This is a genomic window from Paenibacillus harenae, from assembly GCF_030812415.1.
Lineage (GTDB): Bacteria > Bacillota > Bacilli > Paenibacillales > Paenibacillaceae > Pristimantibacillus > Pristimantibacillus harenae_A.
The window spans coordinates 948,077-962,570 of sequence record NZ_JAUSST010000003.1; the positions used below are offsets into that span (position 1 = coordinate 948,077).

General features: G+C 49.3%; 15 protein-coding genes and 1 riboswitch. Of the genes, 8 read left to right on the forward strand and 7 right to left on the reverse strand.

Going from position 1 to position 14,494, the window contains the following annotated elements:
- Window positions 1–62: 62 nt before the first annotated feature.
- Complete coding sequence (locus J2T14_RS14450; protein ID WP_307206959.1) at window positions 63–962, reverse strand: LysR family transcriptional regulator; 900 nt, start codon at window positions 960–962, stop codon at window positions 63–65.
- Between the two features lie 298 nt (window positions 963–1,260).
- Between J2T14_RS14450 and J2T14_RS14455 the strand changes: the two genes are divergently transcribed.
- From J2T14_RS14455 to sdhB, 3 genes are read left to right on the forward strand one after another with little or no spacing between them, the layout of a single operon-like run.
- Window positions 1,261–1,932 (forward strand): succinate dehydrogenase cytochrome b558 subunit, encoded by a 672-nt coding sequence (locus J2T14_RS14455; RefSeq protein WP_307471798.1) that lies wholly within the window; start codon window positions 1,261–1,263, stop codon window positions 1,930–1,932.
- Between the two features lie 47 nt (window positions 1,933–1,979).
- Entirely contained in the window at window positions 1,980–3,737 is a 1,758-nt protein-coding gene (gene sdhA / locus J2T14_RS14460) for a succinate dehydrogenase flavoprotein subunit (protein WP_307206962.1), read from the forward strand.
- Window positions 3,738–3,743: 6 nt separating this feature from the next.
- Window positions 3,744–4,508 carry a succinate dehydrogenase iron-sulfur subunit gene (sdhB, locus tag J2T14_RS14465; protein ID WP_307206964.1) on the forward strand — a complete coding sequence of 255 codons (765 nt, stop codon included), beginning with the start codon at window positions 3,744–3,746 and terminating at the stop codon, window positions 4,506–4,508.
- Between the two features lie 537 nt (window positions 4,509–5,045).
- On the opposite strand, the gene J2T14_RS14470 is transcribed toward sdhB, so the two are convergent.
- Complete coding sequence (locus tag J2T14_RS14470; RefSeq protein ID WP_307471800.1) at window positions 5,046–5,717, reverse strand: hypothetical protein; 672 nt, start codon at window positions 5,715–5,717, stop codon at window positions 5,046–5,048.
- A 342-nt stretch (window positions 5,718–6,059) separates the two neighbouring features.
- Between J2T14_RS14470 and J2T14_RS14475 the strand changes: the two genes are divergently transcribed.
- Complete coding sequence (locus tag J2T14_RS14475) at window positions 6,060–6,272, forward strand: hypothetical protein (protein WP_307471802.1); 213 nt, start codon at window positions 6,060–6,062, stop codon at window positions 6,270–6,272.
- On the opposite strand, the gene J2T14_RS14480 is transcribed toward J2T14_RS14475, so the two are convergent.
- Window positions 6,245–6,553 carry a winged helix-turn-helix transcriptional regulator gene (locus tag J2T14_RS14480; RefSeq protein WP_307206970.1) on the reverse strand — a complete coding sequence of 103 codons (309 nt, stop codon included), beginning with the start codon at window positions 6,551–6,553 and terminating at the stop codon, window positions 6,245–6,247. The two genes, J2T14_RS14475 and J2T14_RS14480, sit on opposite strands and share 28 nt — an antisense overlap.
- Window positions 6,554–6,740: 187 nt before the next feature.
- On the opposite strand from J2T14_RS14480, the gene J2T14_RS14485 reads away from it, so the two are divergent.
- Window positions 6,741–7,139, forward strand: a complete 399-nt coding sequence (locus J2T14_RS14485; RefSeq protein ID WP_307471804.1) for a DoxX family protein — start codon at window positions 6,741–6,743, stop codon at window positions 7,137–7,139.
- A 24-nt stretch (window positions 7,140–7,163) separates the two neighbouring features.
- A complete protein-coding gene (locus J2T14_RS14490; protein WP_307471806.1) occupies window positions 7,164–7,877 on the forward strand; it encodes a pirin family protein in 714 nt (237 codons plus the stop codon).
- Between the two features lies 1 nt (window position 7,878).
- Here the strand turns inward: J2T14_RS14490 and J2T14_RS14495 are convergent, their stop codons facing one another.
- From J2T14_RS14495 to corA, 4 genes are all read right to left on the reverse strand, one after another.
- Window positions 7,879–8,724 (reverse strand): DMT family transporter, encoded by an 846-nt coding sequence (locus J2T14_RS14495; RefSeq protein WP_307471808.1) that lies wholly within the window; start codon window positions 8,722–8,724, stop codon window positions 7,879–7,881.
- A 184-nt stretch (window positions 8,725–8,908) separates the two neighbouring features.
- Complete coding sequence (locus J2T14_RS14500) at window positions 8,909–9,718, reverse strand: histidinol-phosphatase (RefSeq protein ID WP_307471811.1); 810 nt, start codon at window positions 9,716–9,718, stop codon at window positions 8,909–8,911.
- 53 nt (window positions 9,719–9,771) lie between these two features.
- Window positions 9,772–10,674, reverse strand: coding sequence for a LysR family transcriptional regulator (locus tag J2T14_RS14505; RefSeq protein WP_307206980.1), 903 nt, complete (start codon window positions 10,672–10,674; stop codon window positions 9,772–9,774).
- A gap of 149 nt (window positions 10,675–10,823) precedes the next feature.
- Window positions 10,824–11,759: a magnesium/cobalt transporter CorA gene (gene corA, locus J2T14_RS14510; RefSeq protein WP_307471812.1), complete on the reverse strand. Its 936-nt coding sequence runs from the start codon at window positions 11,757–11,759 to the stop codon at window positions 10,824–10,826.
- Window positions 11,760–12,163: 404 nt separating this feature from the next.
- A riboswitch (SAM riboswitch) is annotated at window positions 12,164–12,268 on the forward strand.
- Window positions 12,269–12,370: 102 nt separating this feature from the next.
- Here corA and metA point away from each other — a divergent pair.
- Window positions 12,371–13,294: a homoserine O-acetyltransferase MetA gene (gene metA, locus J2T14_RS14515; protein WP_307471815.1), complete on the forward strand. Its 924-nt coding sequence runs from the start codon at window positions 12,371–12,373 to the stop codon at window positions 13,292–13,294.
- Between the two features lie 33 nt (window positions 13,295–13,327).
- Window positions 13,328–14,491, forward strand: coding sequence for an aminotransferase class I/II-fold pyridoxal phosphate-dependent enzyme (locus J2T14_RS14520; protein WP_307206985.1), 1,164 nt, complete (start codon window positions 13,328–13,330; stop codon window positions 14,489–14,491).
- Window positions 14,492–14,494 lie beyond the last annotated feature (3 nt).

Consider the following 14,494-nt stretch of genomic DNA (forward strand, 5'->3'; position numbering starts at 1 on the left):
AAAGCGATATATTGGAAATGATGAAAACAGCGGCTAATGCATCTTGCCGCTGTTTTTTTACGTTACGCCTGCTTGCTCGGGAATCGAGCCGCAATTTCATTAATCCAAAGCCGGACGGACGAACTAAGGCCCGCAGGGTCGGCATGGATCAGCGAAGTCGTACGCTTCGTATCCTCCAGCTCGCGGATCGGGACGACGACTAGCTCGTTGTCATCGATCAATTGCTGGCGCATATACGATTGCGGCAACAGCGTTGCCGCTCGGCAAGTGTGAAGCAATCGAAGGATCGCTTCGAAGGAATCGATCTCCATCCGGACGTCGGGCTGCAATTGGTATTTATCGAATAGCTCGTCGGTCAATACGCGGTACCATGTTCCCCTCGAGAACAGAATCATCGGCATGCCGTCCAAATCCATAATGCCAAGCGAGCCTTTGTCGGTAACGACCTGGTTGCGCGGCAGAATGAGCAATAGATGATCGTCGAACAGAGGCAAGCAGCGCAGCGTCGAATCCTCAATGCTGGAGGCGACGATTCCGATGTCGGCCTTATGCTCCCGGACAAGGGAGACGATTTCATGCGTCTTGCCGGTTATCGCTTTAATATCAACCTCGGGATGCGCGCTCGTCAGCATTTGAATAAGATCCGGCAGCGTCGTCTGCAGCGTCGTGAGGCTTGCGCCGATCGTGAGAGAGGAACGCCCGGTGGCCGTGAATTCGGTTACCGTTTGCAAATATTTGCGATGAAGTTGCCTAAGCTCGATCGCATATTCATACGTTAGCTGGCCGATTCTTGTCAGTTCCAGTCGTTTGCCGATACGCCGGAACAGCGGCGAGCCGATATCCTGCTCCAGCTTGGCGATCTTCCGAGAAAGGGCGGGCTGCGACAGATTGAGCAGGGCAGATGCTTTGTTCATACTCGATTGCTCGACGATTACAGAGAATACATGGAGCTCCTCATACACGACAAAATCCCCTTATGTCATTTTGTTATAAGAAATTATAAAAAATAAGCAATTCCATTATAAGCTGAAAAGGAGTAGGATGGAAAGTGTGACTAAGTTGTGTCGAGTTTTGTTGACGGAGGTACATGCTGGGGTTACAATGGTGAATGGTTTGTTTAAGCGGAAACGGCTCTAACCGTCTCTGGCGATATGAGCATACGTTTCGCACAAATTCTAAGTACATAAGTGTCAAACTTATAAATCTTAGAATGTAAGATGGAAAGTTTGCAACTACAGTCTTGAAAGGAGAAGGAAGAACATGAAAGGAAACTCGTATTTCTCGCGCAAGCTTCACTCGCTTCTTGGCATCATTCCGCTTGGCGGCTTTATCGTCGTCCACGGCTTGACGAACTATCAAGCGTTCGAGCGCGGGCCCGAGGGCTTCAGCAAGGGCGTGCATTTTATTAACAGCCTGCCTGTGCTGCCGCTGCTCGAGATTTTCGGCATTTACCTCCCGCTATTGTTCCATGGTATTTACGGCCTCTATGTCGCATACCAATCGAATTCCAATACGGGACGCTTCCAATACGGAAGAAACTGGGCGTTTACGGCGCAGCGCGTAACGGGGGTCATTACATTTATTTTCGTATTCTGGCATGTGTACCAGACGCGGCTGCAAGTGTATCTCGGCAACATTACGCATGAAGAGCTTGGCTCGACGATGAACCTGATTGCGAGCAGCCCATTATATTTCGTATTGTACGTAATCGGGGTGCTGGCGGCGATATTCCACTTCAGCAACGGCCTGTGGGCGTTTCTGATTAGCTGGGGCATTACGATCGGCCCGAAAGCGCAGCGCATCTCTTCCTACATTTGCATGGGTGTTTTCGTAATCGTCTCCGCGCTGTTCATTCTCTCGCTCGTTGCGTTCAGGGGCGATGAATTCAAAGAAGCTGCAAGTGCCGCATTGGCGCTTACGAATATCGGTTAGTGATGGTCTGAATATAGGTAAGTCTTATGGACAAGGAGTGAAACGTTGTGGCAAAAAATAAAATTATCATCGTTGGCGGCGGTCTGGCCGGTTTGATGGCTACCATCAAAGCGGCAGAAGCGGGCGTACACGTTGATCTGTTCTCTCTTGTACCGGTTAAACGTTCCCATTCCGTATGTGCGCAAGGCGGCATTAACGGAGCGGTTAATACGAAAGGGGAAGGCGATTCCCCGTGGGAGCATTTTGACGATACGGTATACGGCGGCGACTTTCTGGCGAACCAACCGCCGGTCAAGGCGATGTGCGACGCTGCGCCGGGCATCATCCACTTGATGGATCGGATGGGCGTTATGTTCAGCCGTACTTCCGAGGGCTTGCTCGATTTCCGTCGTTTCGGCGGTACGAAACATTCCCGTACAGCCTTCGCAGGCGCTACGACCGGCCAACAATTGCTTTATGCGCTTGACGAGCAAGTACGCCGCTGGGAAGCAGCCGGTCTCGTAACGAAATACGAGCATTATGAATTCCTTGGCGCTGTATTAGACGACGACGGCGTATGCCGCGGCGTATCCGCTCAAGATCTGCGCTCGATGGAAATTCGTTCGGTACGCGCGGATGCGGTTATTTTAGCATCCGGAGGTCCTGGCATTATTTTCGGCAAAACGACGAACTCGGTTATTAATACGGGCACGGCGGCCAGTGCCGTATATCAGCAAGGCGTCAACTACGCGAACGGCGAGTTCATCCAGATCCATCCGACGGCAATTCCGGGCGACGACAAGCTTCGCTTGATGTCGGAATCGGCGCGCGGGGAGGGAGGACGCATATGGACCTACAAGGACGGCAAGCCTTGGTACTTCCTTGAGGAGAAATATCCGGCATACGGAAACCTCGTTCCCCGGGATATCGCGACACGAGAGATTTTCAGCGTCTGCGTAGACCAGAAGCTTGGCATTAACCAAGAGAACATGGTTTACCTTGACCTGTCCCATAAAGATCCGAAGGAGCTGGACGTCAAGCTCGGCGGCATTATCGAGATCTACGAGAAGTTCATGGGCGACGACCCTCGTAAAATCCCGATGAAAATCTTCCCTGCGGTTCACTACTCGATGGGCGGCATGTGGGTTGACTATAATCAAATGACGAACATTCCGGGTCTGTTCGCGGCCGGCGAATGCGAGTATCAATACCACGGCGCGAACCGTCTCGGCGCCAACTCCTTGCTCTCCGCTATTTATGGCGGCATGCTTGCTGGTCCGAAAGCGGTCGAGTACATCAAAGGCCTTAAGAAATCGGCTGAGGATATCTCGTCGTCCGTATTCGATCGCGAGGCGAAACGCCAAACCGATAAGTACGACAGCATCCTGAAAATGAACGGCAACGAAAATGCGTACGTTATTCACAAAGAGCTTGGCGAGTGGATGACGAACAATATGACGGTCGTTCGCTTCAACGATAAGCTGGAAGCTACGATCGGCAAGATCAAAGAGCTTAAGCAACGTTATAACAACATTAATATCAACGATACAGCAGCTTGGAACAACTCGGGCGTTGCTTTCACTCGCCAATTATGGAACATGATTGAGCTGTCCGAAGCGATGACGCTTGGCGCATTAATGCGTAACGAAAGCCGAGGCGCTCACTATAAACCTGATTTCCCTGAACGCGATGACGATACGTATATGAAGTCGACAATTGCGAAGTGGACGAAGGAAGGCCCGCAAATCTCTTACGAGGATATTGACGTAAGCCTGATCAAACCACGTAAACGCGACTACTCCAGCGACAAGAAGAAAGGAGAATAACTTACGATGGCTGAAACGACTGTTGCTACAAAAACGGTTAAATTTATCATCACTAGGCAGGATACTCCCGATTCGGCGCCTTATACGGAAGAGTTCGAGATTCCATACCGTGCTAATATGAACGTCATTAGCGGTCTGATGGAAATTCAACGTAATCCGACCAAAGCGGACGGCGGCAAAACCGCGCCTGTATGCTGGGACTCCAACTGTCTCGAAGAAGTATGCGGCGCATGTTCGATGGTAATCAACGGCAAGCCGCGTCAAGCCTGCAGCGCCCTGATCGACAAGCTCGAGCAGCCGGTTCGCCTGCAGCCAATGAGCACGTTCCCAGTCGTTCGTGACCTTGTCATTAACCGCGAGCGTATGTTTGGTGCGCTGAAGCGCGTGAAAGCATGGATACCGATCGACGGTACGTACGATCTCGGTCCTGGGCCGCGTATGGCTGAGACGAAGCGCCAATGGGCGTACGAGCTGTCCAAATGTATGACTTGCGGCGTCTGCCTCGAGGCATGCCCGAACGTTAACGATCGCAACAGCTTCATCGGTCCTGCAGCAATCTCGCAGGTACGCCTGTTCAACGCTCACCCGACAGGGGAGATGAACAAGGAAGAGCGTCTCGACGCGCTTATGACGGACGGCGGCATCGAAGGCTGCGGCAACTCGCAGAACTGCGTGCGCTCATGTCCGAAGGGCATTCCGCTTACAACATCGATCGCTGCGATCAACAAGGATACGACGAAACACCTGTTCAAAAAATGGCTGGGTATGTAACAACCCTGTCTGCCATTATCTTTATTCACAAGCCCTCGGCGACGCCGGGGGTTTGTTTAGTTGGGGAGGCGGTATCTGGAACACGATGCCGCATGTAAGCATTTAATGATATTGATAATTATTATCAATAATAACGGATGGCCGTGCGTTTTGTCAATTACCTGCTAGCTATGAAAGCTTACTTCTTCCCAGACTGAAAATAACCGCCACCCTCAAGCTCCAAACCATATCCCGGACACGCTAATACTATACGCGCCAATCCAAACGTCTAACCAAAAGGTACACTAAACCGCACCCCGCACCCTCCACACCAACTTTCCAAGCCCGTCGCTTGATAACCTCTGTGGTAAATAGCTCCGTTTTCTCCCGTTATTTCAGAAAATATGGCCTTTTTTTCGTAATTAACTGGATATTCTCCTGTTAAAATTAACCATTCTAGAGTTACCAGCAGTTAGTGGTGAAATTAACAGGAGAAATTCCAGTAATTTTTTTGGCTATTCGCAAGCTGAATAATTAACAGGAGAAATTCCAGTTAAATTATAGTAAGCCGTTAATGGCGTCTTTCGTCAGAGAATAACGAACAACTCTTTCTTGCTTAGCACCATAAGTTGGTTGTAACCAACCTTTTTCTTTTAACCTTTGTAACATTAGGATCGCGGTTTTATGGTCAATCTCGAAATGTTGCTCAACGTCTTTGGGTCTGATGGAATGTGCATTCTGTAATGCGAGAAAAACAAATTCTTTCTCATTAAGATTGGCACGGCTTATTTTTGTATTATGCGTCTGAAACCTGCTCAAGCACATTCTGAGCATGGATATGCAAAGATCAGGTCGCTGTTCGATGTCGTCATAGGCAAAGGAGAGCACATGGTAGCCCATAGCAAACAAGAACATTTCTCGATTGAGTTCACTGCAGTATTTCTGCCTATCCATATCTCTAACGTGCGAGGCGAAGCCTTTAATCTCAAATAGAAGTTTTACTTGTCCCGGAAGCCAGGAAAAATCCGCAAAGTAGGAACGTCCTCGCCAATCGGGCACTTCGTATTCGGGATGCAGATGGTTAAAGTTGCCTTGGAGCGGCCACCAAACGTCGCGCAGAAATAGATATTCAGCGTGATTATGACCTCTTTCCAAGCGGCCCTTTCGCTCGCCTCTACGCTGTTCAAGATGATGCTGGATATACTTACGATGGGCTACATCAAAATTCATACCTATCATCCTCTCCATAAAAAAACGCCCCGCAATAGCCATAGTTCGGCTAAATGCGGGACGTTCCTCGTCTCTTGCTTATGATTATAGTGGATATGCTTATGGAAGGCCAATTCTATCTTGATTCAAACTGTTCGTCGTAATAATAGCTGGATCATCTATATAGCCATCATTTAGTGAAATAACGGGAATTGCTACTGTTCATTTTTGATAACTGCAAAAATACGTCTGGGAGAACAGGAATAGAGGTAATAATTCCGGTTAATATGGTGGAATTTGAAATTCGGATGATAATAACGGTAGTTTTTCCTTCTAAATGTGAGTCCAGACGTGGAGGGAGAGATGTGGGCAAACCAGCAGATGGCAGATCAACAAAATCAAGAACAAGAACAAGAACAAGAACAAGAACAAGAACAAGAGCAAGAGCAAGAGCAAGAGCAAGAGCAAGAACAAGAGCAAGAACAAGACAAGAACAAAAACAAGAACAAGTTCCGGAAGAACAAAAAAACCGCAACCGCGGTTTTTTGTCACATCCATTCTTCGCCCCATTTTTGAATCGACTCAATAACAGGTTGAAGCTCACGACCTTTATCCGTTAAATCATACTCGATCCGTACAGGCATCTCCGGATATACGTTCCGGTTGATGATGTTCTGCGACTCGAGTTCCTTCATTCGGTCCGTTAGCATCTTGTCGCTCATTTCGGGAATTTGCTCTTTAATTTCTTTGAACCGTTTTGGCCCGCCAAGCAAAACCCGAATAATTCTGCCAGTCCATTTTTTTCCTAATATGTCAGCCGCGGCTTCATACTTTGGGCACATTGTCGAATAATCCAACCGTATCACCCCGCTTTTTGTATTTCCATTGTAGCATATGTACGAACAAAAAGTAAGTGCAATAGAAGGGAAATCACAAAAAACTTTATAGTTGTTATATACTTGACAAAAGAAAGTAACAATAATATTATAAGTTCCATAGCATGATACATGCAAAAAACAAAAAAAGACGAAGGGTGAGATTAAAATGTTGGATACGGGGTTATTGATTATTAGGGTCATTATTGGTTTGTTGATGGTAGGCCATGGCGCCCAGAAATTGTTTGGAATGTTCGGGGGGTATGGGATTAAAGGTACAGCAGGCTGGCTCGAATCCATTGGCATGAAGCCTGGCGTGTTGATGGCAATGGGTGCAGGGGCGGCTGAATTGATTGGCGGTGCGTTGTTCGCGGCGGGATTCGTTACTTGGCTGGGGGCGGTACTTCTGATCGGAACGATGCTGGTTGCAATTGTCAAAGTGCATGGCGCTAACGGACTCTGGTCGACTAGCAACGGCTACGAATACAACTTGGTATTGATTGCGGTGCTGCTCGGCGTCGCTCTTACAGGGGCGGGAGACTATTCCATCGACGCTTTGATTCAATAAAATTTCAACAGGGAAGGGATAAACATGTTGCAAATACATCGCGAAGGAGATAGATTTCAGTCGGACCACGGTTGGCTTCGTAGCAGCTTTAGCTTCTCGTTTGCTGATTATTATGATCCGAACAACATGCAGTTTGGCCCAATGCGTGTACTAAATGACGATTGGATTGCACCTTCCAAAGGTTTCGGCATGCACCCACATCAAGAGATGGAGATCGTAACGGTTGTGTTAAACGGCCATTTGGAGCACAAAGACAGCATCGGCAATACGGCGCAGACGACATGGGGAGGCATTCAACGTATGTCGGCGGGCACTGGCTTATTTCATTCGGAATATAACCGATCGGAGGAGGAATCGCTGGAACTGCTGCAAATGTGGTTTTTGCCGTCGGTAACGGGCCTGAAGCCTTCTTATGAAACGACAGCGTTCGATACGGATGCTATTAAAGAAGGACTGACGCTTATCGTAAGCGGCGATGAAACGAAACAGCAAGCAGGGCGAGTCGCTTCGATTCATCAGGATATGTCCATCTACTTGTCGGAGCCTCAGAAAGGCAGCAGTCACGTATATACAGCCGAGCAGGGGAGAAGAACATTATTGTTCGTACTGGAAGGAACGATAGATGTGAATGGGGATACAACGCTACGCAGAAGAGATTCGGCGAGGATCGCGGATGAGCAGGAGCTAGTCCTGACTGCATCCGAGAACAGCAGAGTTATGCTGATCGATCTGCCTTAAGCTACAACCGAATAACGATTAGACCAAGCAACGTAAGTATAAAGGCTGTCCATTGCATAATGGATAGCCTTTCCTTGTATACGATAATAGCTCCGGCTGCGACAACGAGGCTGTTCGTCGCGAATATAGGGGCTGCCAGATTGGCTTGTCCCGTCGATAGCGCCACCGCATATAACTGAAGTCCGCCGTAGGAAAATAATCCGGCGATTAATCCATACCATAAGCCGGTTCGAACGGAAGCGCGGGGAACGTCCTTGCCTACCGGTCGAATGAACCACAGCATCGATAACAGATAAGCTATAAACAGAATCGGAGCGCTAGGCAATCCAAGCTCCTCCGTAACCTTCAAGCCACCGTTGCGAAGGGCGAACATGATGATCGCGATGCCTACGAGCCAGAACCAGCGCTTCTCGGAAATGGATAGCGGTTCTTTGCGCTTATGGGCAACGAAGACGACTGCTAAAAGCAGCAGCGTAATGCCGAGAGCTTCGTTTGCCGATAGCGGTTCGCCGTACCACCAGGTTGCGAGCGCAACGACCAGAATAATGTTCATATTCGTTAAAGGCGATGTAAGACTTGCCGGGCCGTATTCGAGCGCTTTCATGAACAAAGAGTTGCCAAGCGCGGAACCGATTCCGATAACGATGCCGGCGATCCACACTTTCGGGCTGCCAAGCATCGATAGATTGCCTTCGATCGCCGAATGAACGCCGAAGCCCAGAGAGCCGGCCGCATACAAACCGAGCAGCAGCATAGCAGACGAACCGCCGCGCATTTGGGATACTTTCATCCACCAGCCGGCTAGTCCAAACAAAAACGCGCTGCTGATGGCCGTGAAGAGCCACATGATGTTCCAACTCCCTCGAATTTGTTACACAATTGAAATGGTTCTGTTATGAACGTATTACATTTGGGGGCTATTATAATAAACAAGACCCCCTTTTTTAATATATCCCTTGGGACCTGCGACGTGCAGGTCCACTTTTTTTGTCTAAATACAAAAGAGTTACCCAAAATTTACCTAAAATTTTCTATAGAGGCACGACTATTTGCGTGCGCTTGCGGTAGAATACCCACTGTTTGAAGCCGATTTCCTTCAATCGCTCGCGCACGAGCTCGAACTCGTCTCCGACCCGGCCAGGGATGTGGGCATCCGATCCGAACGTGACGTTGACGCCGAAGTGGAGCGCCCGCTCCAGTATCGCATCCGACGGATACCAGCCGCCGACAGCCTTCGTGCTGCCCGACGTATTGATTTCGATCGACACGCCGCATTCCCCGATCGTTCGCAGCGTATCATCGATCGCCGCTGCCGCCGGAATATCCGAGAATGCAGGGTAGTAGCCCTTCATCGCATCAATGTGGCCTAATATATCGAACATCCCGCTTCGCGCCGACTGCTTAATGAGATCGTAATAGGCTTCCTTCGCCTCGATATGCCGCTTCTCGTCAAGTCCCTTCCACCGGTTGCGGTTGAAGATGCTGACGCCTCCGACTTGATGGACCGATCCGATCAAATAATCGAATGGTATGCCCGCATATGCTTTCCGATAAACGTCCGCATGTTCGGGATAGAAGTCGGATTCCATGCCGAGCAGCACCTCGATCTTGCCATCGTATTTGCGCTTCAAGCGAAGCACCTCTTCTATGTAGTTGGCAAAATCGCTGCGGGCCATTGCGATTCCCGGCGAAGGCTGATCCTGCTCATGGTAAAAATAGGGGGAGTGGTCGGAAATGCCGATCGCTTGCAGCCCGGCCTCCATCCCCGCAATGATGTAGTCCTCGATTGTACCGTTCGCATGGCCGCATCTTACATGATGCGTGTGCATATCAAATTTCATTTTGGAATCGCTCCTATCTGTCGAGATATGTGCAGAAATGAACCTTATTGCTGTTATTCGCTGCTTATGAAATGATGTTCCGGCATCCCCTTCAAATCGCTAAGAAACTGGCGCATCGCCGTGTTTAAGTAGCGGCCGGATTTGTAGACCACGCCTACGGGATGGCTAATCTCAAGCTCATTTACTTTAATCATCTTCAGTGTGCCCAACCGAAGCTCATTGGCGATGGAAAGTTTAGATACAACAGCCGCGCCGAGGTTGATCTCGACCATCCGTTTCATTTCCTCGCTGCTTGACACTTCCATGACGATATTGGGCTGAATATTGTATTTGCGAAAAATTTGATCGACGAATCGGCGGCCGAGCGTATCCGGCGCGAGCATTATCATTGGGATATCCTTTAATTTATCGACTGTCGTATGAGTGAGGCTGCTCATTGGATGCGCCGGCGGTACGACAAGCTCAAACGTATCGTAATAGAGCACGGAAGAATGGACGTTCGGATTTTTCTCGAATAGATATGAAATGCCGATGTCAACGGAGCCGTTCTCGACGCTTGCCATGACTTGCGATGAAGACATGGAATGAATGGATGTCTTAATTAAAGGGAACTGGTTCTGAAAATAAGATAAAACTCGGGGCAGAATTTGAATCGCAATAGATGATGTCGTTCCAAGCACAATATGACCTTGCGGGGTCGAATGCAGATCGGACAGCTTCTGCTTAAGCTCCTCTACGATCGACAATATTTGCTCGGCATGCTCCAAAAAAACTTGACCGTGATCGGTCAAGGTAACGGGTTGGTTACGATCGATTAGAACGGTTTTGAACTCATCCTCAAGGCTCTTGATTTGTGCGGAAACGGCAGGCTGCGTGAGGTTGAGAAGCTCGCCCGCTTTGCGGAAGCTCATCGTCTTGGAAATCGTGAGGAGCGTTTCAAGCTGGCTAATGTTCACGTTAATCCTCCTTCGTCGCTACAGGGTGGTCGCGTAACGACCTTTCTATTATAAATGAATTAGCCGTTATCGGCAAAAAAAGGCCGCGTCTCCTTCAAGCTGGATAAGCTTGCGGAACGCGGCCTTATTCTTGTACGCTTGCGACGGGGTCATAGCCATTCCTTTTTGCGGAAAATGTAGAACATGCAAATGCCGAGCAGCAGCATAACGCCAAGCAGGACGTAAGAGCCATAGTGTAAGTCCAATCCGGGTATGAAGTCGAAATTCATCCCGTATATGCCGGTGATGAACGTCAATGGCATGAATATGGTCGTAATCGCCGTGAACACGCGCATAATTTCATTGGCCCGGTTGGCGACGCTGGACTGGTAAGCTTCCCGCAAGTTGCCCATCAGATCGCGGTACGTATCGAATGACTCGGCGATCTTCAGCGCATTTTCATAGATATCGCTGAAGTACTTCTGGAGCTGGTCGTCGATCAGCTTGAGATCCTTCTTATTCAATGTCGCGATAACGTCGCGCTGCGGACCGAGCATCTTGCGAAGCCATAATATTTCGCCGCGCAAACCTATAATTTCATTCAGATGCGATTTCTTCGTATGCATGAGTATATTTTCTTCAAGCAATTCGATTCGATCATCGATCCGATCGCCTACGAGGAAATAGTTATCGACGACAATGTCGACGAGATGATATAGGAAGTAGTCCGGACTGCTGACCTCTTGTTCCCAGAGGAGCGGCTTCAGCGCGCGAAGCTCATTAATTTTTTGTTTCGTAACGGTAATAATAAAGTGGCGGCCGAGAAAAATGTTCAGCGCGCGAAGAAAAATTTCTTCGTCATCGAAACGAATGCTGTTTATAACGATAAAATAATGGCTTTCATAAATTTCGATCTTCGGACGTTGCTCCTCTTCGCTGAGGCAATCCTCGACGGCCAGGTCATGCATGTTGAATAAAGGCTGCAGAACAGCCAAGTCCTCAACATCGGCGTCAATCCAATAAAAGCCCTCTTTGGGCGGCAAAAGCGTTTGGTTAATGTCTTCAACCGGTGCGAATACACCATTGTTAACGAGACGTATTTTCATCTGCAGTCACTCCTTTAAATAAGTAGAGGAAACTGCCGGCTCAAAGCGGAAACGCAGGGTTAAACCCGATGTCCGCAAGCCTCGCGACAATTGTTAATCATCGCGCGAATGAGCATGCGTCATCGCTATCAACTGGTCTGCGGGTCGCAGAGAACCGGCAGCAACCGTATTCGGTCTATTTCGGGCTTCGGTCGGTCGCCGTCCATGTTCGTACTCACTCCTTTTTTTCACGTATACGCTAGACAATTCTTGTCTAGTATACTCCGGCTGTCGCTTTACATACAAGCATAAAAACAACGTTCTTCGCCTATAATGACAACATGCGGGAACGTAAATCTTGACGTCGTGCGCATAATGCATTAAAGTGAAAATAATTACTGATCGCAACAATCGAATAGACAACTTTCTTATCAAGAGCAGGCGGAGGGACTAGCCCGATGAAGCCCGGCAACCGGCGTAAGCACGGTGCTAATTCTTGCGGAAACAGCAATGTTTCTGAGAGATGAGAGAGGCGGACGGCTTCTTTTCCGAGCATAAGGCCTTTTCTCACAGCAGAAAGGGTCTTTTTTGTATTGCGGTTAAGATAACGACCTATAGAGGAGTTGAGCGACATGCCAATCAAAGTGCCCGATCACTTGCCGGCGAAGGAAATACTAAGCAACGAAAATATTTTCGTGATGGACGAGAGCATCGCTTTTCATCAAGATATCCGTCCTCTGCGCATCGCCATATTGAACCTCATGCCTACGAAAGAAACAACGGAGACGCAGCTGCTTCGTTTAATCGGCAATACGCCGCTTCAGGTGGAAGTCGTGCTTCTGCATCCGAAGACGCACACGTCTAAGAACACGTCGGCGGAGCACCTGGAATCTTTTTATAAAACATTCCACGAAATCGCACATGAATATTACGACGGGCTTATTATTACGGGAGCACCGGTTGAGCATATGCCTTTCGAGGACGTTAATTACTGGGAAGAGCTAAAAGAAATTATGGATTGGAGCACCAAGCGCGTTACTTCGACCTTCCATATCTGTTGGGCTGCGCAGGCAGGGTTGTATCATCACTATGGCGTGCCGAAATACGAACTGGATAACAAAATGTTCGGCGTATTCCCGCACACCGTTGAGGAAGATAAGCGCAACGTCAACTTGCTGCGCGGCTTCGATGAATTGTTTTTCGTGCCGCAATCGAGACATACCGAGGTACGCCGCGAAGATATCGAGCCGATCGAGAAGCTTGATATTTTGTCCGAGTCTTTGGATTCGGGCGTCTATATCGTCGCTTCCCGCGACGGCAAGCAGATCTTCGTAACGGGCCACTCGGAATACGACCCGACCTCGCTGAAGTACGAGTACGACAGAGACAAGTCGAGAGGACTGGACATCGACGTTCCGATCAATTATTTCCCGGGCGATAACCCGAGCAATGTTCCGCTGTCGACATGGAGAGCGCATGCGAATCTGCTCTTCTCCAACTGGCTCAATTATTACGTTTACCAACAAACGCCGTACGATTTAGGCGCGGGTATCTAGCATCTAACTATATACAGGGGAGTGCTAATAAGCATGAAAATCGAAAGTCAATTGGCACAAATCGGCTCGATCAAGGAGCCTGTAACGGGGGCTGTCAGCTTTCCCGTCTATCAATCAACGGCGTTCCGCCATCCGAAGCTGGGACAAAGCACGGGATTTGATTATGCCCGTACGAAGAGCCCGACAAGATCGGTATTGGAAGAGGCCGCAGCACAGCTCGAATCCGGGGATGCAGGCTTTGCCTGCAGTTCCGGCATGGCTGCTCTTCAGACGATATTCGCTTTGTTCAGCCAAGGCGATCATCTGATTGTCTCGCTCGACCTGTACGGCGGTACATACCGGCTTCTTGAGCGGATTATGAGCCGATTCGGCGTTACCGCTTCCTACGTAGACACGAATGACATCGACGGCATGTCGGCGTTATGGCAGCCGAATACGAAGGCGGTTATTATCGAGACGCCGACGAACCCGCTTATGATGATTACGGATCTTGAACGAGTATGCGCATGGGCAAAGTCCAAAGGGTTGCTCACGATTGTCGACAATACGCTGTTAACCCCGTTCTTCCAGCGTCCGATCGAGCTTGGCGCAGACGTAGTCATTCATAGCGCCACCAAATATTTGGGAGGCCACAACGACGTGCTGGCAGGGTTGATCGTGACGAAGGGCAAGGAGCTATCCGAGCAAATGGGTTTCCTTCATAACTCGATCGGCGCGGTGCTTGGTCCGCAAGATTCCTGGCTGCTAATGAGGGGCATGAAGACGCTTGCCCTTCGGATGGAACGCCATCAACATAACGCAACGGTGATTGCAAACTACCTGCTGGAGCATGAAGCGGTGTCCGACGTGTATTATCCGGCGCTAAAGCATCATCCCGGCCATGAGGTTCAAAATCGCCAATCGTCCGGCAATACGGGCATCTTCTCGTTCCGCGTGAAGGATGCGCGTTATATCGAGCCGATTTTGCGCCATATCAAGCTGATCGCATTCGCCGAAAGCCTTGGCGGCGTTGAATCGCTAATGACATACCCTGCCGTTCAGACGCATGCGGATATTCCGCTTGAGATCCGTCAAGCGATTGGCGTCGATGACCGCCTGCTTCGTTTCTCCGTTGGCATTGAGCATTCGGACGATCTGATTGCCGATTTGGAGCAAGCTTTTGCCGCGGCAAAACGCGAGATTGAGGAGGGGCAATAACAG